The organism is Nonomuraea fastidiosa, from assembly GCF_042751225.1.
Lineage (GTDB): Bacteria > Actinomycetota > Actinomycetes > Streptosporangiales > Streptosporangiaceae > Nonomuraea > Nonomuraea fastidiosa.
Window position 1 is genome coordinate 4,752,044 of record NZ_CP170570.1, and the last position, 18,752, is coordinate 4,770,795.

17 protein-coding genes and 1 pseudogene are annotated in these 18,752 nt (G+C 69.7%); 9 read left to right on the forward strand and 9 right to left on the reverse strand.

Features of this window, described 5'->3' with window-relative positions:
• Positions 1-27 precede the first annotated feature (27 nt).
• The 5 genes and pseudogenes from ACFMQL_RS22165 (at position 28) to ACFMQL_RS22185 (ending at position 6,234) form a co-directional block, all read left to right on the forward strand.
• A pseudogene (locus ACFMQL_RS22165) lies at positions 28-1,424 on the forward strand (aminobutyraldehyde dehydrogenase).
• A 249-nt stretch (positions 1,425-1,673) separates the two neighbouring features.
• Positions 1,674-4,826 carry a nitrate- and nitrite sensing domain-containing protein gene (locus ACFMQL_RS22170; protein WP_378786843.1) on the forward strand — a complete coding sequence of 1,051 codons (3,153 nt, stop codon included), beginning with the start codon at positions 1,674-1,676 and terminating at the stop codon, positions 4,824-4,826.
• A gap of 5 nt (positions 4,827-4,831) precedes the next feature.
• Positions 4,832-5,245 (forward strand): roadblock/LC7 domain-containing protein, encoded by a 414-nt coding sequence (locus ACFMQL_RS22175; RefSeq protein WP_201760494.1) that lies wholly within the window; start codon positions 4,832-4,834, stop codon positions 5,243-5,245.
• 22 nt (positions 5,246-5,267) lie between these two features.
• Positions 5,268-5,675 carry a DUF742 domain-containing protein gene (locus ACFMQL_RS22180; protein ID WP_245956307.1) on the forward strand — a complete coding sequence of 136 codons (408 nt, stop codon included), beginning with the start codon at positions 5,268-5,270 and terminating at the stop codon, positions 5,673-5,675.
• Positions 5,656-6,234, forward strand: a complete 579-nt coding sequence (locus tag ACFMQL_RS22185; protein WP_364061329.1) for an ATP/GTP-binding protein — start codon at positions 5,656-5,658, stop codon at positions 6,232-6,234. Before ACFMQL_RS22180 ends, ACFMQL_RS22185 begins: the two co-directional genes overlap by 20 nt.
• Positions 6,235-6,324: 90 nt before the next feature.
• Here ACFMQL_RS22185 and ACFMQL_RS22190 read toward each other — a convergent pair whose 3' ends face one another.
• From ACFMQL_RS22190 to ACFMQL_RS22215, 6 genes are all read right to left on the reverse strand, one after another.
• Positions 6,325-7,095, reverse strand: coding sequence for an ABC transporter ATP-binding protein (locus ACFMQL_RS22190; RefSeq protein WP_364061332.1), 771 nt, complete (start codon positions 7,093-7,095; stop codon positions 6,325-6,327).
• Between the two features lie 161 nt (positions 7,096-7,256).
• Positions 7,257-8,141 carry an FAD-dependent monooxygenase gene (locus ACFMQL_RS22195; protein WP_378786844.1) on the reverse strand — a complete coding sequence of 295 codons (885 nt, stop codon included), beginning with the start codon at positions 8,139-8,141 and terminating at the stop codon, positions 7,257-7,259.
• Between the two features lie 73 nt (positions 8,142-8,214).
• The gene (locus ACFMQL_RS22200) at positions 8,215-8,481 is read right to left on the reverse strand and encodes an FAD-dependent monooxygenase (protein WP_378790194.1); all 267 of its coding nucleotides are present in this window, start codon (positions 8,479-8,481) and stop codon (positions 8,215-8,217) included.
• A gap of 19 nt (positions 8,482-8,500) precedes the next feature.
• Entirely contained in the window at positions 8,501-9,319 is an 819-nt protein-coding gene (locus ACFMQL_RS22205; protein WP_364061335.1) for an ABC transporter permease, read from the reverse strand.
• Complete coding sequence (locus ACFMQL_RS22210) at positions 9,316-10,131, reverse strand: ABC transporter permease (RefSeq protein WP_364061338.1); 816 nt, start codon at positions 10,129-10,131, stop codon at positions 9,316-9,318. The genes ACFMQL_RS22205 and ACFMQL_RS22210 overlap by 4 nt, the downstream gene beginning before the upstream one ends.
• On the reverse strand, positions 10,128-11,129 hold the full coding sequence (locus tag ACFMQL_RS22215) for an ABC transporter substrate-binding protein (protein WP_378786846.1): 1,002 nt from the start codon (positions 11,127-11,129) through the stop codon (positions 10,128-10,130). The genes ACFMQL_RS22210 and ACFMQL_RS22215 overlap by 4 nt, the downstream gene beginning before the upstream one ends.
• Before the next feature lie 661 nt (positions 11,130-11,790).
• Between ACFMQL_RS22215 and ACFMQL_RS22220 the strand changes: the two genes are divergently transcribed.
• From ACFMQL_RS22220 to ACFMQL_RS22235, 4 genes are read left to right on the forward strand one after another with little or no spacing between them, the layout of a single operon-like run.
• On the forward strand, positions 11,791-14,688 hold the full coding sequence (locus tag ACFMQL_RS22220; protein ID WP_364061344.1) for a nitrate- and nitrite sensing domain-containing protein: 2,898 nt from the start codon (positions 11,791-11,793) through the stop codon (positions 14,686-14,688).
• Positions 14,685-15,107 (forward strand): roadblock/LC7 domain-containing protein, encoded by a 423-nt coding sequence (locus ACFMQL_RS22225; protein WP_378786848.1) that lies wholly within the window; start codon positions 14,685-14,687, stop codon positions 15,105-15,107. Before ACFMQL_RS22220 ends, ACFMQL_RS22225 begins: the two co-directional genes overlap by 4 nt.
• Positions 15,107-15,529, forward strand: coding sequence for a DUF742 domain-containing protein (locus ACFMQL_RS22230; protein WP_364070914.1), 423 nt, complete (start codon positions 15,107-15,109; stop codon positions 15,527-15,529). The genes ACFMQL_RS22225 and ACFMQL_RS22230 overlap by 1 nt, the downstream gene beginning before the upstream one ends.
• Positions 15,510-16,097, forward strand: a complete 588-nt coding sequence (locus ACFMQL_RS22235) for an ATP/GTP-binding protein (protein WP_364070916.1) — start codon at positions 15,510-15,512, stop codon at positions 16,095-16,097. The genes ACFMQL_RS22230 and ACFMQL_RS22235 overlap by 20 nt, the downstream gene beginning before the upstream one ends.
• Before the next feature lie 71 nt (positions 16,098-16,168).
• On the opposite strand, the gene ACFMQL_RS22240 is transcribed toward ACFMQL_RS22235, so the two are convergent.
• The 3 genes from ACFMQL_RS22240 to ACFMQL_RS22250 are packed head-to-tail and all read right to left on the reverse strand — an operon-like array spanning position 16,169 to position 18,568.
• Positions 16,169-17,173, reverse strand: a complete 1,005-nt coding sequence (locus ACFMQL_RS22240) for a methyltransferase (protein ID WP_364070918.1) — start codon at positions 17,171-17,173, stop codon at positions 16,169-16,171.
• A 16-nt stretch (positions 17,174-17,189) separates the two neighbouring features.
• On the reverse strand, positions 17,190-17,987 hold the full coding sequence (locus tag ACFMQL_RS22245; RefSeq protein ID WP_364070921.1) for an ABC transporter permease: 798 nt from the start codon (positions 17,985-17,987) through the stop codon (positions 17,190-17,192).
• Entirely contained in the window at positions 17,984-18,568 is a 585-nt protein-coding gene (locus ACFMQL_RS22250) for an ABC transporter permease (RefSeq protein ID WP_378786851.1), read from the reverse strand. Before ACFMQL_RS22250 ends, ACFMQL_RS22245 begins: the two co-directional genes overlap by 4 nt.
• Positions 18,569-18,752 lie beyond the last annotated feature (184 nt).

Here is an 18,752-nt window from a genome sequence, read left to right on the forward strand (position 1 = left end):
CACGACCTGAAAGTTGAAGTCTTCCTGATGCGCACACTGATCAACCCCGCCACCGGCCTCGCCTTCGCCGAGGTTCCCGACACGCCCGTGGAGGAGGTCGCCAAGGCCGTCGCCGCCGCGCGGGCCGCGTACGAGGAGTGGTCGCAGGCCACGCCCGCCGAGCGCGCCCGGGTGCTGCTGAAGGTGGCCGACCTGGTGGAGGCCGAGGCCGAGGAGCTGACCAGGCTGGAGGTCGAGGAGACGGGCAAGCCGGCGGCGGTCTTCCGCGACGGCGAGCTGCCCTTCGCCGTCGACAACCTGCGCTTCTTCGCCGGGGCCGCCCGTTCCCTGGAGGGCACGGGTGCCGGGGTGTTCAGCGCCGGCTACACCTCGGTCCTGCTGCGCAGGCCCGTCGGTGTGGTGGGGTCGATCGCGCCGTGGAACTTCCCGTTCGTGATGGCGGTCTGGAAGGTCGGGCCGGCGGTGGCCGCGGGCAACGCCGTGGTGATCAAGCCGGCCCCCAGACTCCCCGCACGACGCTGCGTCTGGCCGAGCTGTTCGCCGCGGCCGGCGCTCCCGAGGGCCTGGTACGCGCCGTCACCGGCGACGCCGAGGTGGGCCAGGCCCTCGTCACCGACCCCGGCGTGGACATGGTCAGCGTCACCGGCTCCACCGAGACTGGTCGCGCGGTCATGACCGGCGCCGCGGCCACGCTCAAGCGGGTCCACCTCGAACTCGGCGGTAAAGCGCCGGCGCTGGTGTTCGAGGACGCCGACCTGGCGGAGATGGCCCGTGGGGTGGCCATGGGGGCCACGTACAACACCGGCCAGGACTGCACCGCCGCCACCCGCGTCTACGTCGCCCGAGAGATCTTCGGCGACGCGGTGGAGGCGCTCAGGGAGACCCTGGCCGGCATCACCGTCGGCGATCCCTGGGATCCCTCGACGGACATCGGCCCGCTGATCTCCGCCGCGCACCGCGACCGGGTGCACGGCTTCGTCTCGCGGGCCGGCGGGCGCGTCCTGCACGGCGGCTCCCCGAGTGGGGGCTCCGGCTTTTTCTACCCGCCCACGCTTGTGACCGATATCGCACAGACCAGCGAGATCGTCCAGGATGAGCTGTTTGGACCGGTCCTGGTGGCGCTCCCCTTCGATGGAGAGGACGAAGCGGTCCGGCTGGCCAACGACACTAGATACGGCCTCGCCTCGTCGGTGTGGTCGCGTGACGTGGCTCGCGCGATGCGCGTGTCCCACCGGCTGGACGTGGGCGTGACCTGGGTCAACGATCATCTGCCGATCGCCAGCGAGGCTCCGCACGGCGGGGTCAAGGGCAGCGGGTTCGGCAAGGACATGAGCCAGGAGGCGGTGCAGGAGTACTCGGTGACGCGGCACCTGATGGTGAAGCACGCGGCACCGGCCGAGCGGGATTCGTTCCGGCCCGCCTGAAAACGTGGTGGCGTCAGTGCCCAAAGTGCCTCTTTGGGCGCCTGTGATGGGATATGTTCAGTTGGCCGATCTGGTACGGGTTGTGTTCCAATTACCCGGCCGGACAGAATCCCATGCGCCACACGCGTGTCTGATTTTCTTCGAGCACGTACCGGCGAGAGGTTGCGAGACTCAGTGAGGACGAAAGACCCCAGGCACACCAGGCCAGGGGAGTACACAGGCGGACGGTTCCGGCTGGCGAACTGGCGTGTGCGCTCAAGGCTGGTCGCTCTGATCCTCATCCCCACCGTCGTGGGCGTGCTGCTCGCCGGCATCCAGCTGGCCGACGCCATCGGCACCAGCGCCGAGTACAAGCGGCTCACCCAGGTGGCCGAGCTGGTCCAGCGCGTCGGCGGGCTGAACCACGAGCTGGCCAGGGAGCGTACGCTCACCGCCTGGTACGTCGCCGACCGCCGCAGGGGCGGCCGCCTGGTGCAGCTCAAGACGCAGCGCCAGGCCACCGACAAGGCCAAGCAGCAGGTGCTGTCGGCCGCATCCGCCATCGACGCCTCCCACTCCGCGCGCGTGCGCGAGGGCGTCAGGAACATGCGCCGCTGGCTGGAGGGCCTCGACAGCCTGCGCGAGTCGATGACGGGCAACATCCCGCCCCGAGCCGTCGTCGGCACGTACAGCACGATGATCGAGACGTTCTCCAGCCTGCAGGGCGACCTCGGTGACGGCGTCGCCGACGACCGCCTGCAAGGTGACGTGGCCGCGCTCGGCTCGCTGCAGCGGATGAAGGAGGAGACGGCGCGCCAGCAGATCATCCTGATCAACACGATGATCCAGCGCGCGCTCAAGGTCGACAGCACCGACTGGTCGGACTTCCTCGGCTCCTGGGACAAGCAGCAGACCGAGCTGGCCTCCTTCGAGCAGGAGGCCGCTCCGGAGGACCTCAAGACCTACCGCGACACGGTCAAGGGCCCCGACGTCGACCTCGCCGACGCGATGCGGCAGCGCGCGCTCGCCCAGGTGAGCGCCGGCAACCGCATCCGCGACCTCGACGTCACCACCAACCGCGACCTCAACGAGTGGTACGAGGTCACCACGACCGTCTCCAACGCGATGCGCAAGGTCGAGGACGGCCTGGCCACCAAGATCGTGACGACCACCCGCGACCTGAGCGAGGCCGAGCAGCGCAACGCCATCATCTCCGGTGCGCTGATCCTCGTCCTGCTGCTCCTGGTCCTGATCATCACCACCCGCGTGGCCGGTTCGCTGGTCCGCCCGCTGCGCCGGCTGCGGGCCGAGGCGCTGCAGGTCGCCACGACCCGGCTGCCCGAGACCGTCCGCATGCTGCGTGAGCAGGGTGAGGGCGCCCAGGTGCCCGAGGCGCCGTCGGTCGGCATCAACACCCGTGACGAGATCGGTGAGGTGGCGCGGGCGTTCGACGAGGTCCACCGCGAGGCGATCCGCCTGGCGGGCGACGAGGCCAAGCTGCGCGCCAACGTCAACGCCATGTTCGTCAACCTCTCCCGCCGCAGCCAGACGCTGGTCGAGCGGCAGCTGCAGCTCATCGAGGGCCTGGAGCAGGGTGAGGAGGACGAGCAGCGACTCGCCAACCTCTTCCGCCTCGACCACCTGGCCACCCGCATGCGGCGCAACAGCGAGAACCTCCTGGTTCTCGCCGGCCAGGAGGCCGCGCGCAAGTGGAGCGAGCCGGTTCCGCTGGTCGACATCGCCCGCGCCTCGCTGTCGGAGGTCGAGGGCTACGAACGGGTCCAGATCCAGATCCCGTCCGGCACCATGATCGTCGGCGCCGCCGTCACCGACGCCGTCCACCTGCTCGCCGAGCTGATCGAGAACGCGATCTCCTTCTCTCCGCGCGAGAGCAAGGTCACCGTGACCAGCACGCCCACCGAGGGCGGCGTCCTGGTCACGATCAACGACCAGGGCATCGGCATGAGCCAGGAGGAGCTGGCCGAGGCCAACTGGCGCCTGGCCAACCCGCCCGTCGTGGACGTGTCCGTCTCCCGCCGCATGGGCCTGTTCGTGGTCGGCCGCCTGGCCCTGCGCCACGGCATCCGCGTCCAGCTCAGCCAGCGCGAGCACGGCGGCCTGAGCGCCCTGGTGATGATGCCCGACGTGCTCATCAGCACCGGCACCGGCAAGCAGCAGGGCGGCCAGTACGAGGCGTTCACCTCGTTCGACCCGAGCTCGTTCGGCCAGCCGTCGCGCAACGGCCACCCGTCGTTCGACGACGTGCCCGGCCAGGTCATGGACACCCAGTGGCCGGGTTCTGTGCCCCCGCCTGGCTCCGGCGGCAACTGGCCGTCGTTCGGCGAGCAGTCGCCGTCCTTCCCCGACCCGGCGCCGTCCGCGTTCGGTGACCAGCCGTCGGTCTTCGGCGGCGAGCAGCCGTCGGGCGCCGGCGAGCCGCAGCGGGCCGACGAGCCCCGCTGGCCGTCGTTCGCCGAAGAGCCTCCGGCCGTGCCGCAGCAGTCCGCCGGCGAGCCCCGCTGGCCCTCCTTCGCCGAGGAGACGCCGCAGCCCGCCGCGGAGCAGCAGTCGTTCGCGGAGAACCGGTGGCCCTCGTTCGCCGAGCAGCCACCGCCGCCGCAGAACGACGAGCCGCAGTGGCCGTCCTTCGCGACCGAGCCGCCGCAGCAGCAGGAGGAGGAGTCGAGCTGGTCGTCCTTCGCCGACCCGCTGCCGCGCAGGTCGCTGTTCGACGCGGGCGACCGGCCCAAGCCCCAGTTCGGCGAGGGCTACCGCTCGCCGTTCGCGGAGGAGCCCAAGCCGGCCGACCAGTTCGAGCAGAACGGCCACTCTTCCTACAACCCGTTCGGTCCCGGCGAGTACTCCTCGCAGGACATGACCGGTCCGCTCCCCGCGGTGCGCAACTCGCCGATGGACGAGCAGAACGAGGAGTACCTGCCGATCTTCTCGTCGGTCGGGTCCGACTGGTTCCGGCGTCCCGACCCGGAGGTGCTCAAGCAGCGCTCCGAGCCGGAGCCCGAGTCCGATCCGGAGAGCACCGCGGTCCATCCGCCGGTGAGCGCCGACGGTCCGCCGCCGCAGGGGGCGGCTCAGGGCGGCACGAGCCGGTCCGGGCTGCCGCAGCGCAAGCCGGGCGCGTCGGGCCTCAGCTCGTCGTGGTCGTCGCCCGCGGACTCCGGCTTCCAGGCCGCGCAGGCCGCCATCAAGCCGCAGATGGGCGGTGTGACGGCGTCGGGCCTGCCGCGGCGTGTCCCCAAGGCCAACCTGGTGCCCGGTACGGCTAGCCTGGCCGAGCCCCAGGCGACGTCACCGGCACCGCAGATCTCACCCGAGCGGTTGCGCAGCCGGCTCTCCAGCTTCCAGCAGGGTGTCCGGCAAGGCCGGGCGGTCACCCGCGGAGAAGTACACGAGGAGGACAAATGAGAGAAATGAGCCAGGGAGCGCGCGGCATTAGCTGGCTGATCACGGACTTCGTGAACAACGTGCCAGGCGTCGCCCACACGGTCGTGGTGTCGTCTGACGGGTTGCCGCTGGCCTTCTCCGAGGGGTTCCCCAAGGACCGGGCCGACCAGCTGGCCGCGGTGGCCTCCGGCGTGATCAGCTTGACCCAGGGCGCCGCGCGGGTGTTCGAGGGCGGTATGGTGACCCAGACCGTTATCGAAATGCAGCGTGGGCTCTTGATGATCATGTCGATCAGTGACGGATCCTGCTTGGCCGTGCTGGCCGCTCCCGACTGTGACATGGGTCTGGTCGCGTACCAGATGACGTTGCTGGTCGAGCGGGCCGGTCAGGTGCTGACTCCGGCCGTACGCGCTGAGCTGCAAGCGGCCCGCCCCCGCTGAAAACGGGCGGTGACAGGAGAACATGGTGTCAGGTCAGCAGGGTTGGGCTGGTGATAGTACTCCGCCGCATCCGGCGGCTCCCCGTCCGCAGAAGCCGAGCTCCCTGGTACGGCCCTATGCCGTGACCGGGGGGCGTACGGCCCCGCGGATGAAGTTCGCCATGGAGGCCCTCGTGTCCTCCGTGACGTCGGAATACCAAGACATTTCCCTACTAAGTCCGGAGTATCAGGCGATCATTCAGCTGACTCGGAACGTCCGGTCGGTTGCCGAGATCTCCGCCCTTTTACGCCAGCCTCTTGGCGTGGTCCGGGTGCTGATCGCCGACATGGCGTCGGAAGGCCTGATCCGCGTGCACCAGCCTGCGCTGGACGCGGGAAAGCCGGACCTCAACTTGCTCGAAAGGGTGCTCAGTGGACTTCGCAGGCTCTAGCCCCGGCCTAACCTCGACGAAGATCGTCGTGGCCGGAGGCTTCGGCGTGGGGAAGACGACGTTCGTGGGTGCGGTTTCGGAGATCCTGCCGCTCACCACGGAGGCGGTCATGACGGACGCCTCGGCGCACGTCGACGACGTCTCGCTCACGCCGAACAAGACGACCACGACCGTCGCGATGGACTTCGGCCGGGTCTCACTCGATCGTGATCTGATTCTCTACCTGTTCGGCACGCCCGGACAGCACCGGTTCTGGTTCATGTGGGACGACCTCGTACGCGGTGCCATCGGCGCCGTCGTCCTCGTGGACACCCGCCGGCTCGCCGACAGCTTCCCGGCCATCGACTACTTCGAAGAGGCCAAGCTGCCGTTCGTGATCGGCGTCAACGGCTGGGACGGGCACTTCGCGCACGCCGAGGAGGAGATCAGAGAGGCGCTGTCGATCGGTGAGCACATCCCGATCGTGCGTCTCGACGCCCGGCAGCGCGAATCGGTCAAGGCCACCTTGATCACTTTGGTGGAGCACGCCCTGACCCGCCACATGCACTCGCCGGTCTGACACACGTGTGACGAGGCGCCGCCCGGGAGGCCGGGCGGCGCCTCGTCGTGCGTACGGAGCCGGACACAGGGCCGGCTTTCGCAGGCGCCGTCAGACGGTGGCGTGGCCGCGCACCAGACGGCCGACCTCGGCGCGCAGGTGCACGAAGTCGGGGTGCTCGCGCGTGGTGATCTGGTCGCGCGGGGCGGGCAGGTCCACCTTCAGGTCGCCCACGACGTGCGCCGGCGCCTTGGACAGCACGACCACCCGGTCGCCCACGTAGACGCTCTCGTCGATGTCGTGGGTGATGAGCACGATCGTCATCTGGTGGTGGCCGCGCACCTTGAGCACCAGGTCCTCAAGGTCCTCCCTGGTCTGGGCGTCCACCGAGCCGAACGGCTCGTCCATGAGCAGCAGCGAGGGCCGGTAGGCCAGCGCGCGGGCGATCGCCACCCGCTGCTGCATGCCGCCGGAGAGCTGGAACGGGTATTTGCGCGCGGCGCCTTCGAGCCCCACCGACTCCAGGGCCTCCTGGGCGGCCTCGCGGCGCTGGCGCTTGTCCATGTTCTTGCGGCGCAGCGGCAGCGCCACGTTGTCGGCGACCGACATCCAGGGGAACAGCGAGCGGCTGTAGTCCTGGAAGACCACGGCGAGGTTGTCGGGCGTCCGGCGGACCAGCTCGCCCTCGACCTTGACCTGCCCGCCGGTGGGGGTGATCAGGCCGGCGATGGAGCGCAGCAGCGTGGACTTCCCGCAGCCCGACGGGCCGACGATGCAGAGCAGTTCGCCCGCGGCGACGCTCAGGTTGAGTCCTTCGATGGCGTGGTGCGCGTTGGGAGTACCGCTGCCGTACACATGGGAAAGGTTCTCTATCTCGAGCAATGGATTTCCTTGGGGGGCGAGACCGCGGGCAGTGCGGCGACTCTTTCAGAGCCGGAAATGACTCTAGCGGAGCGGTAAATGCATGACATGTCAGTCAGGTAACCCTATTCGGGGCGTGATCTTACTCTTGCGGGAACGTCACGGCCATGGAGGCCCGCGGTTCATACACTCCAGGACTCCCTTTCGTTCAGCGCGCGCACGTCGGCGTCCGAGATACTTCGCTGCGCGTCCGCCATGGCGGCCAGCTCCTCCTCGCTCAGCACCTCGCGGATGCCACCGAACCCGTTGGGGGCGCGCTCGGTCACCAGCGTGATCGTCTCTTCGATGGGCAGCGCCCGATGCGCAAGCACCAGCGCCGACGTGGGCGGGCGCCGCTCCTCCTCGTACGCCGCCAGCCCGCGCTCGGCGTCGTCGTGCGTGGCCAGGCAGCGCGCCAGCACCCGCGCGTCGAGCACCGCCTGCGACCCGCCGTTCGACCCGATGGGGTACATCGGATGGGCGGCGTCGCCGAGCAGCGTCACCCGCCCTTGCCGCCATTGCGGCAGCGGATCGCGATCGACCATCGGATATTCGAGTATCCGGTCGGTGGCGGAGAGCAAAGCGCCGATGTCGGCGAGGCGAAACTTCCAGGACGCGAAATGCGCCGACACCTCCGCCGAACTTCCCCGGCGGTACCAGTCGGCGGCGGAAACGACGCCCGGTTCGTCCACCTTCACCTCCGCGACCCAGTTGATCAGCCGCGGATTACGCGCAGAGATGTGATAAGTAACAAATTTTCCGGCGCGGTTGGAGCCGCCCACGAGCACGGTCGCGCCGTCCATGATCTGCTCGCCCTCGGCCACCCCCCGCCACATCCTGATGCCCGACCACAGCAGTGGCCCGCCGGACGGCCACAGCCGCTCGCGCACCGCCGACTGCACGCCGTCGGCGCCGACCAGCACGTCGGCCCGCTCCCGCACCAGCTCATCGCCCTCGCGCAGCGTGACGAGCACGCCGTCGCCGTCCTGCGCGACGTCCTCGAACCTGACGCCCGTGCGCACCGGCACGCCCCGCTCCCGCACCGCGGCGAGCAGCGCGAGCTGCAGCTCGCCGCGGTGAATGCTGTACTGGGGCCACCGGTCAGCCGGCCTTCCGGCCGCGCGGCAGGGACAGGATGACGTTGCCGTGCCGATCGGCGAAGGTCATGAACGTCGTCTCCACGCCCAGCCCGGCCAGCGCATCGCCGAGGCCGAGCTCGGTCAGCTCGCGCACGGCGTGGGGCTGGAGGTTGATGCCCACGCCGAGCGGCCGCAGCGTACGGGCCGCCTCCACCACCACGCAGTCAAGTCCGGCGGCATGCAGGCTGAGCGCCGTGCTGAGGCCCCCGATGCCGCCGCCCACGATCATCGTCCGCACGGCAGGGACTCTAACCGACGAGGTTCCTGGCGGCGCGGTGCCAGGCGAGCACCCGCCGCTCGACGACCAGGAACAGCTCGTTGAGCAGGTAGCCCAGCACGCCGAGCAGCACGATACCGGCCCACATGGCGGGCAGGTCGAAGCTCTGGTAGGCGCCGGTGAGCTGGAAGCCGATGCCGTTGGACGTGCCGGGCAGCAGCTCGGAGAAGACCATGACGATCAGGGAGAGCGACACGGCCAGCCGCAGCCCGGCGAACATCTTGGGCAGCGTCGAGGGCAGGATCACCCGCCACAGCCGCTCGGCCCACGAGAGCCGGAACGCCTGGCAGGTCTGCAGATGCAGTGGCTCCACCGAACGGGCGCCGTCGGCGGTGTTGAGCAGCACCGGCCACACGATGCTGAAGATCATGAACGCCAGCTGCATCTTCATCCCGAACCCGAACAGCACCACGAAGACCGTGGCCAGCGCGGGCGGCGGGACCGCGCGCAGGAACTGCAGCACGCCGTCGAGGTAGTCGTACACCCGGGCCGACAGGCCCACCGCGAGGCCGAGCAGCACCCCGATCAGCGCGCCGGCGGCGAAGCCGATCGCCATCCGGCCCAGGCTGGGCAGGATGTTGCGGATGGCCTCGTCGGTCAGGAACAGCGTGGCCGGCGAGCCGGAGAACCACAGGGAGTGCATCCTGGTCACGATCGTGCTCGGCGGCGGGAAGAACGTGCTGCCCGCAAGCCGCGTGCCCAGCTCCCACAGCGCGACGAGCACGGCCAGCACGAGGACGCGGAAGACGGCCGTACGCCTGCCGCGCCCCCTCGCGAAGCCTCTCCTCATGACGGCCTCCCGAGCTGCTCGTGGTGCCAGCGGAAGGTGTGGCGCTCGACCCAGACCAGCAGCGCGTTGACCAGCACGCCGAACACCCCGACCCAGAACACCCCGGCCAGGATGTCGGTCATGCGGGCGGGCACCGCGATGCCGGCGAAGAAGATGAACACGCCGATGCCCTCGCCGCGGCCGGCCACGATCTCGGTGCTCACGGTCAGGATGAGCGCCACCCCGGACGCCAGGCGGACGCCCGTGAGGATGAAGGGCGCCGAGGCGGGGAGGCTGACGCGCATCAGGACCGACAGCGGGCCGAAGCCGTAGGAGCGCAGCGACTCCTTGGCCACGGGGTCGACGCCGCGCAGGCCGTACATGGTGTTGTAGAGGACGGGCCAGAGCGAGGCGTAGAAGACGAGCGCGACGCGCTGCTGCAGGCCGGTGCCGATGATCAGCGCCACCAGCGGGATCAGCGCCACCGACGGGATCGGCCGCAGGAACTCCACCACCGAGCGGGTGGCGGCGTCGATGATCGGCACGCTGCCCAGCAGCACGCCCAGCGGCACGGCGACCACGGCCGCCAGGCACAGCCCGATCGCCCAGGCGAGCGCGCTGGCCAGCGCGTGGGCATGGAAGGCGGGGTCGGCCACGAGCCCGGCCGCCCTGACGAGGATCTCGCTGGCGGGCGGCAGGAACTCGGGGTCGGCGAGACCCGTCCTGCTGAGCAGCTCGATCAGCGCGGCGAAGGCGAGCGCCCCCGCCGCCCGGCGCGACCACCGCGTGGCCGGTGACGCCGGGCGGGCGGGTGACAGGGTCTGCGCGCTCACCCGGACGTGGTGGGCGACATGAGCGTCTTGACGTCGATGGCCTTCGACAGCCACTTCGCCTCCAGCATCCAGTCGGCCACCCGCTGGAGGCGGACCGGGTTGTCGTTGCTGGAGAAGTAGGGGAAGGTCACCGTGGCCGCGGTGGCGGCGTCGATCTGCGTGAACGTGGGCAGCACCTTGGCCACCACCTCACGGTTGTTGGCCATGAGCTTGCCCGCGTTGTGTATGGCCCGCTGGAAGGCCGCGGCGGTCTTCGGGTGCTCGTCGTACCACTCCTGGGTGCTGACGTACCCGGAGATGGGGAACTCGGCCGCGGGGCCGGAGGCCGGGTCGAGGATCTTGCGGGCGCCCATGGTGGCCGTGGCGGCCGTGACCATGGGCTCGCCGAGATAGGCGGCGTCGATCTGGCCGCCCTTCCACGACGGCATGATGTTCTGGAACGTCACCTGCACATAGTTGATCTTGGTGGGGTCGACGTTGTTGGCCTTGAGCACCTGGGTGAGCGCCAGCTCCTGGAAGTTGTGCAGGACGTTGACGTTGATCGTCTTGCCCTCCAGGTCCTTGGGCGTTTTGATCGGTGAGTCCGGCAGGGCCATGATGCTGAGCGAGTCGGGGGCCGCGCGAGAGCCCTCGGCCAGGATGCGCAGTTTCAGCGCCTGCTTGTCGTGCGCGGCGAACATCGACACGTAGTTGCCGAACATCGCGTCGATCTCGCCCTTGACCAGCATGGGTATGGCCTCTGGAGCGGCCTGGACGACTTGCGGGGTCACCTCCAGGCCCTCCTTCTCGAAGAGCCCTTGGTCGATGGCCACGTAGATGGCGGCGCTGTCGATCGCCGGCAGCGTGGCGACCTTGAGCTGGGTCTTCTCCAGCCCTCCCGCCGCGGCGGCGGACGGAGGGGCGCTGGTGTTCGGGTCGCCGCCCGAGCTGCACGCCACGGCACCGAGCGTCAAAGCGAACCCGATGATGGCGGCCCTGGCGGAACGGCCAAGCCTCATGTCAGGGACTCCTCTCGGATGGAGCCAAGGGGGGAACCGGGCGGCTTCTGCTCCCGGGGACTGTGTGCCTGACGCACAACAGAGATCGACGGTAGCACCAAAAAGCCGTTCATTATCGGAAAGCTGACACTTGTGGTTGCAATGTCTGTTTATCGCTCTATCGTGAAATTTTGGCGGACGTGTGCGATCTTGAAAAATGTCTGTTTTGGGAAGGGTGGTGCTACCGGGAACCTACGTTACTTCTGATTCTTGTCAAGCGTCTTCTGCGAGTCGGGAGGTGGCTCGCGGGGCGACCCCTCCTTGCCTGTTTTGCCTGGTAGAAGGCCGTTTATCGATTCTGTCATATTTTCTGGACATTCGGGGACAAACACCTCATCGGGGCACTAGTAGTGGTTGGCCCTTCCCCACCCGTGTGCTCAAATGACGCTTATCTCGATATGTCGTCGTACAAAACTGCCCCACCCTGCAATACCGCTGGTCCACCCGAGAATTCCCCTCCTCAAAGGGCGAGAGGTTGCGAAGGCAAGTGAGAACGCAGAACGCTGAAGCTTCCGCTGACCGCGAGCCGCACGGCCATCAGAAGCGACGGCTGTCCAAACCTTCATCGCGCAGGTTCGGACTGGGCAACTGGCATGTCCGATCGCGCCTCATCGCGCTGATCGTGGTGCCCACCGCCGTCGCCGTCGGCCTGGGCGGGCTGAACGTCATCACCTCGCTCAGCGATGCCCGCACCTACCAGACCCTCAGAGAGGTCGCCGAGCTCAGCCAGCAGCTTGGGGCCGTCACTCATGAGCTCGGCTACGAACGCGACGAGACCGCCCTCTACATCGCCGAGGGCCGGCCGGACAGCCGCGAGGCGCAGCTGCGCACCACCTACAGCCAGGTCAACGGCCTCATCGACGAGGCCAAGCAGCAGGCCAACGCACTCGGCGAAACCCACGGCGAGGCCGTGCGCCCCGTGCTGCGCCGGCTTGAGGAGATCCCGACGCTGCGGGAGACCGCGGTCAACGGCAAGATCCAGCCACTGCCGATGATCAGGAAGTACTCGGAGATCATCTCGGCGCTGCTGCAGTTCCACGACCAGGTGGGCCAGGTCGCGGTGGACGACGAGGTGGCCGACTCCGCCAGCGCGATGGCGGCCATCTCCAGGGCCAAGGAGCAGGCGTCCAGGCAGCGCGGCATCCTCGCCAGCGCGCTGGACAAGAGGGCGTTCGACAGCGGCGAGCTGGACGCGCTCACCGACGCCAAGTCGCGCGAGGAGAGCGAGGAGACGCTCTTCGCCACCCTCGCCACCCTCGACCAGCTCGAGCTCTACCGCAACACCGTCGTCGGCAGGGACGTCGACCAGACCGACCTGTTCCGGCTGCGCGCGATGGCGCAGGCGGCGGAGGGCAAGCAGCTGAGCATCGGCGGCGGCGCCGACCGGGACGTGGCCACCTGGTTCGACGTCAGCACCGGCAAGATCGACGCGCTGCGCAGCGTGGAACGCGAGCTGTCGTCCTCGGTGATCCTGCGGGCCAGGAGCCTGGAGGAGGGCGCCTACCGCGCGGCGATGATCTCCGGCGGGCTCATTCTGCTGCTGCTGATCGCGGTCATCGCGATCATCTCGCTCATCGCGCGCTCGCTCATCAGGCCGCTGCGCCGCCTGCGCCGCGAGGCGCTCGACATCGCAGGGCAGCGCCTGCCGGAGACCGTACGGCAGCTGCGCGAGAACGGTGAAGGCGCGATCGGCCCCGTCGAGCCCATCGGGGTGGACACGCTCGACGAGATCGGCGAGGTCGCGCGGGCCTTCGACGAGGTGCACCGCGAGGCGGTCCGGCTGGCGGGCGAGGAGTCGAAGCTGCGCAGCAACGTCAACGCGATGTTCGTGAACCTGTCGCGGCGCAGCCAGACCCTGGTGGAGCGGCAGATCACCCTCATCGACAGCCTGGAGCAGGGCGAGCAGGACGAGCAGCGGCTCGGCAACCTGTTCAAGCTCGACCACCTGGCCACCCGCATGCGGCGCAACAGCGAGAACCTGCTGGTGCTCGCCGGTCAGGACCCGCCGCGCCGCTGGAGCCAGCCGGTGAAGATCGTGGACGTGGCCCGCGCCTCGCTGTCGGAGGTGGAGAACTACGAGCGGGTCGTGCTCCAGGTGCCCGACGGGGTGTCGGTGGCCGGCCAGGCCGTCAATGACGTCATCCACCTGCTCGCCGAGCTGGTCGAGAACGCGCTGTCGTTCTCGCCACGCGAGACCAGGGTGACGGTGTCGGGCAGCAGGATCGACGGCGGCGGCGTGATGCTGTCGATCACCGACTCCGGCATCGGCATGACCCAGGAGGAGCTGGCCGCCGCCAATGAGCGGCTGACCGAGGCGCCCAGCGTGGACGTCTCCGTCTCCCGCCGCATGGGCCTGTTCGTGGTCGCCAGGCTGGCGCACCGCCACGGCATCCGCGTCCAGCTCCGCCCGCACAGCTCGGGTGGGCTGACCGCCATGGTGCTCATCCCCGAGAACATGCTGGGCTCCCAGACGCCCGGCTTCTCCGGCATGCCGTCCTTCTCCGGCAACCAGCCGCCCGCATTGGCGGGCGCGGCGAGCGGCGGGCCGCGAGGGGACGAGCCCTACGCGGGGCCGCACCCCGCGCCGCCCGCCACAGACTGGCCCCAGCCGCCGGCCATGCAGTACGGCCCCGGCCATCCGTCCTTCCCGTCGAACCCAGAGCTCGGGTCCGGCTGGCCCGCGCCCAACCCGGAGGGCGCGGCGAGCTGGAGCCCGCCTCCACAGGGCCAGGACGGTGGCTGGAGCGGCACCGGGCAGGACGCCGGCGCGGGATGGGGCGCGTCCCCATCGGGGGCGTCCGGCCAGGAGCCCGGCGGCTGGGGCGCCACCCCGCCAGGTCACGACAGCGCGGGCGCGTGGGGCGCGCCGGGCTCGCTCGGCTCCTCCGGCTCATCCGGGCCGGAGGCGAGCAGCGCGTTCGGCAAGCCCTGGCAGCCCGACCCCGCGGCCTGGCCGCCGGAGCCGTACGCGAGCGACGTGTGGACCCCGGCGCGCAACTCGTCGTGGAACGGCGAGAACGGCCTGCCCAGGCGGCCGGAGTCCGAGTCGTCCGGCGGCGGCTGGAACCAGGACGGCACGTCGTCCCAGCGGCCCGGCTTCGACCGGCCGGAGCCGGGGAGCGCGAGCGAGCCGCCGTCGCGCACCGACGACCACCTGCCGATCTACTCGGCGGTCGAGTCCGCCTGGTTCGGCGCGAACGGCGCGAGCTGGGGATCGTCGAAGGCGGACGAGGGCTGGAGCGCGGCCGAGGCGGTACGCGAGCCGACCCGCGACGGCGTCACCGCCAGCGGCCTGCCCAAGCGGGTGCCCAAGGCGAACCTGGTGCCCGGCTCGGCCGACACCTCCGCCTCGCCCAAGGGCGTGTCGCCGATGCCGACGATCTCGCCCGACCGGGTGCGCAGCCGGCTGTCCAGCTTCCAGCAGGGCTTCAGAGCAGCACGTGACGACATCAGCGAGGGCAGGGCGTTTTCCTCTGGACCCTCAGGCCCTAAGGAGAACGAAAGGGAGGAGGACGCGTGAACGATCTCAGCCACGCGGCGCGTGGAGTCGACTGGCTGATCACCGACTTCGTCAACACGGTCCCCGGCGTCGCGCACGCGGTGGTGGTCTCGTCTGACGGTCTGCCGTTGGCGGCGTCGGCGGGTTTTCCTGCTGATCGTGCGGATCAGCTGGCTGCGATCGCGTCGGGGTTGGTGTCTTTGACGCAGGGTGCGGCGCGGGTGTTCGAGGGGGGTGCGGTCAATCAGACGATCGTGGAGATGCAGCGCGGGCTGATGCTGATCATGTCGATCAGTGATGGTTCGTGTCTTGCGGTGCTGGCGGCGCCGGACTGTGACATGGGTCTGGTGGCGTATCAGATGACGTTGATGGTCGATCGCGCCGGTCAGGTGCTGACTCCGGCTGTGCGTGCCGAGCTGCGCGCCAGTCAGTCAAGGTGATGTACGTGTCGGACCCCAGATGGAACAGCGGCGGTTGGGCCCCTCCACCTCAGCAGCCTCAGCCCCAGTCGCAGCTGAATCCCGACCCCGCATCGCCCGTCCGCCCGTACGCGGTGACGGGAGGGCGGACGGCTCCGCGGGTCAAGCTGGCGATGGAGGCCCTGGTGTCATCGGCGACCGCCGAGCAGCGGGAGTTCTCGCATATCACGCCGGAGTACCAGGCGATCAGCCAACTGTGCCGGCAGGTCAGGTCCGTCGCGGAGGTGTCGGCCCTGCTGCGGATCCCGCTCGGCGTGGTGCGCGTGCTGATCGCTGACATGGCGGCCGAAGGCCTGGTCCGCGTGCATCAGCCACAGCTGGACGCCGGCCGGCCGGACGTAAATCTGCTGGAAAGGGTTCTAAGTGGACTTCGCAGGCTCTAACCCCGGGCTCACCTCGACGAAGATCGTGGTCGCCGGTGGCTTCGGGGTGGGCAAGACGACGTTCGTCGGCGCGGTGTCGGAGATCATGCCGCTCACCACGGAGGCCGTCATGACCGACGCCTCCGCGGGAATCGACGACCTCGGCATGACGCCGCTGAAGTCGACCACGACCGTCGCCATGGACTTCGGCCGGGTCTCCCTGGACCGGGACCTCATCCTGTACCTGTTCGGCACGCCCGGACAGCACCGGTTCTGGTTCATGTGGGACGACCTGGTACGCGGCGCCATCGGCGCGGTCGTGCTGGTCGACACGCGGCGGCTCGCCGACAGCTTCCCCGCCATCGACTACTTCGAAGAGGCCCAGTTGCCGTTCGTCGTGGGCGTGAACGGCTGGGACGGGCAATATCCGCACAGCGACGCCGAGGTGCGCGACGCGCTCACCCTGGCGCCGCACATCCCCATGGTGCGGCTCGACGCCCGCTCCAAGGACTCGGTGAAGAACGCGCTGATCCAGCTCGTCGAGCACGCGCTGTCGGTGCGCATGGCCGTACCGGGCTGGGGCGGCTGACCCGGGCTCAGGTGCCGCGCCGGCCCGGGAGCCGCGCCCTCCCGCTCGCCGGACGACGCGGCACCCAGGGCTCAGCGCGGCAGCGCCTCGATGAGGCTCGCGCCCGCGCCCAGCTCGATGACGTCGCCCATCGCCAGGCCGGCGCGGTCGAGCAGCGCCGCGTACTCGTCGCGGCTGCGCTCGGTGCCGCCGTTGAAGATCGCCAGCATCCGCAGATCGACGTCCATGCCCAGGTGCGGCTCCTCGGTGTCGGGCAGCACCACTTCCAGGATGAGCACGCGCCCGCCGGGGTTCATCGCCTCGCGGACGTTGCGGAGGATCTTGAGCGCGTCCTCGTCGTCCCAGTTGTGCAGGACGCTGGCCAGCAGGTAGACGTCGCCGCCCGAGGGGACCGAGACGAAGAAGTCGCCCGCGACCACCTCGGTGCGCTCGGTCAGGCCCTCGTCGGCGAGCGTGCGCCTGGCGTGGTCCACCACGTGCTCCAGGTCCAGCAGGATGCCGCGCATCTGCGGGTTGGCATGGAGCACCGTGGCCAGGATGTGGCCCTTGCCGCCGGCCACGTCCACCATGGTCCCGGTGGGCGGGAAGGCGTACCGCTTGACCAGGCCCTCGGTGAACGCGGCGGCCCTGGCCGTCATGTAGTCGTCGAACAGCTCGCTCGACTGCGGGTTGCGCGCCAGGTAGTCGTAGAGGTGGCCGTGGCGCTCGACGAAGGCCGAGCGGCCGGTGCGCACCGTCTCGGGCAGCGTGCCCATGGCGTACCAGAAGCCCTCCTCACCGAGCATGCGGATCGAGGAGCGCAGAAAGCCCGGTGCGTCCGAGCGCAGCGCCGCGCCCCGCTCGGTCAGGTCGTAGGCGTCGTCGCCCGCCCTGGTGACCAGGCCGAGGCCTGCCAGCGCGCGCAGCACCCTGCGCAGCGACGGGGCGTGCGCCCCCGCGCGCTCGGCCAGCTCGGCCGTGGTCAGCGGGCCCTTGGCGAGGTGGTCGGCCAGGCCGAGCTCGGCCATGGTGAGGAGGGCGGCGAAACGGGAGATGTCACCGTAGGCGCCCCACAGGAGGTCGTCGGAGTGTGGCATGAGTCCTTCCAGAAAGTCACGGGTTGCGCGTGGCCTGCCGGTGCCACACCAGCACCCGGCGCTCGGCCAGTACGAACAGGGAGTTGACGACGTAACCGAGGATGCCGAGCAGCGTGATCGCGGCCCACACCGCGGCGCCGTCGAAGCTGCGCTGGGCCTGCAGGAGCTGGTAGCCGATGCCGTCGCTGCCGCCGATCAGCTCGGTGATCACCATGAGGATCAGCGCGAGCGACAGGCTCAGCCGCAGCCCGGCGAAGATCTTCGGCGAGGCGGCCGGCAGCACGACCACGCGCAGCCGCTGCATCCTGGTGAGGTTGAAGACGGTCGCCGTCTCCATATAGGTCTTGTCGATCGCTCTGACGCCGTCGATCGAGTTGAGCAGCACCGGCCAGATCACCCCGAACACGATCGTGATGAGCTGGGTGATCAGCACGCCGTGCGGAGACTGGAAGCCGGCCTGCAGCACCAGGAACGCGGGGATCAGCAGCGGCGGCGGCAGCGCGCGGCCGAACTCGATGAGCGGATCCACGAAATCGGTGGCCGTGCGCGAGCGGCCGAGCAGCATGCCCGCCACGATCCCGACCACCGCCGCCAGGATCCAGCCGCCGAACATGCGGCCCAGGCTGGGCAGGATGTTGTCGATCGCGTCGTCGGTCAGGAAGGCGCGGCTCCCCGGGCCGGAGAACCACAGCTCGTACATCTTGCCCACGATCATCGTGGGCGGCGGGAAATCGCCGTCGCCTATCGCCCGGGTGCCGAACTCCCAGACGACGAGCACCACCGGGATGAGCCAGAGCTTGGTGAGCGCTTTCATCGCTCCGCCGCCCCCGTCCGCATCGTGTGCCAGCGGAACAGGCGGCGCTCGCCGGCCCGCAGCAGCACGTTCGCGAGCGCGCCGAGGATCCCGGCCCAGACCGTCGCCGCCCACATGAGGTCGGTCCTGTTGCCGCTGCCGGCCAGGTTGACGAAGACGCCGATCCCGGCGACGCCGCCGGCCAGCAGCTCGGCGCTGACCGCGAGCACGAGGGCGATGCCACAGGCGATCCTGATGCCGGTCGCCATGAAGGGCGCCGCGCTCGGCAGGCTCACCCTGACCAGGACGGCCAGGGGGCCGAAGCCGAAGCTGCGCAGCGACTCCTTGGCCACGGGGTCGACGTCGTGCATGCCGTACAGGGTGTTGATGAGGATCGGCCAGACCGCCGCGTAGACGATGACCGAGACCTTCATCAGCTCGTCCACCGGGATCAGCAGGATCGCCAGCGGGATGATCGCCACACTCGGGATCGGGCGCAGGAACTCCAGCACGGGCCTGATCGTCCGCTCCACCGGCGGCAGCGCGCCGAGCAGCACGCCCACCGGCACGGCGATGGCGGTGGCGATGAGCAGGCCGAGCACCCAGTTGATCAGGGTCGCGCCGAGCCCGGACAGGAAGTCGGAGTCGGCGGGCAGGCCGAAGGCCTCCTGCAGGACGGTGGAAGGCGGGGGAACTGCAGCTCCCCGTTGACGACGAAGCGGATGAACAGTTCCCCGAGAACAAGGAACCCCGCGACGCCGATGGCGCCGCGGAGCAGTCGTGCAC

Bases quoted from the DNA above. Each gene is read 5' to 3' on its own strand.
- ACFMQL_RS22205 (WP_364061335.1), bottom strand. From the start codon at position 9,319: ATGAGGAGAGGCTTCGCGAGGGGGCGCGGCAGGCGTACGGCCGTCTTC.
- ACFMQL_RS22200 (WP_378790194.1), bottom strand. From the start codon at position 8,481: ATGATCGTGGGCGGCGGCATCGGGGGCCTCAGCACGGCGCTCAGCCTG.
- ACFMQL_RS22180 (WP_245956307.1), top strand. From the start codon at position 5,268: ATGGTGTCAGGTCAGCAGGGTTGGGCTGGTGATAGTACTCCGCCGCAT.
- ACFMQL_RS22245 (WP_364070921.1), bottom strand. From the start codon at position 17,987: ATGAAAGCGCTCACCAAGCTCTGGCTCATCCCGGTGGTGCTCGTCGTC.
- ACFMQL_RS22240 (WP_364070918.1), bottom strand. From the start codon at position 17,173: ATGCCACACTCCGACGACCTCCTGTGGGGCGCCTACGGTGACATCTCC.
- ACFMQL_RS22175 (WP_201760494.1), top strand. From the start codon at position 4,832: ATGAGCCAGGGAGCGCGCGGCATTAGCTGGCTGATCACGGACTTCGTG.
- ACFMQL_RS22230 (WP_364070914.1), top strand. From the start codon at position 15,107: ATGTACGTGTCGGACCCCAGATGGAACAGCGGCGGTTGGGCCCCTCCA.
- ACFMQL_RS22215 (WP_378786846.1), bottom strand. From the start codon at position 11,129: ATGAGGCTTGGCCGTTCCGCCAGGGCCGCCATCATCGGGTTCGCTTTG.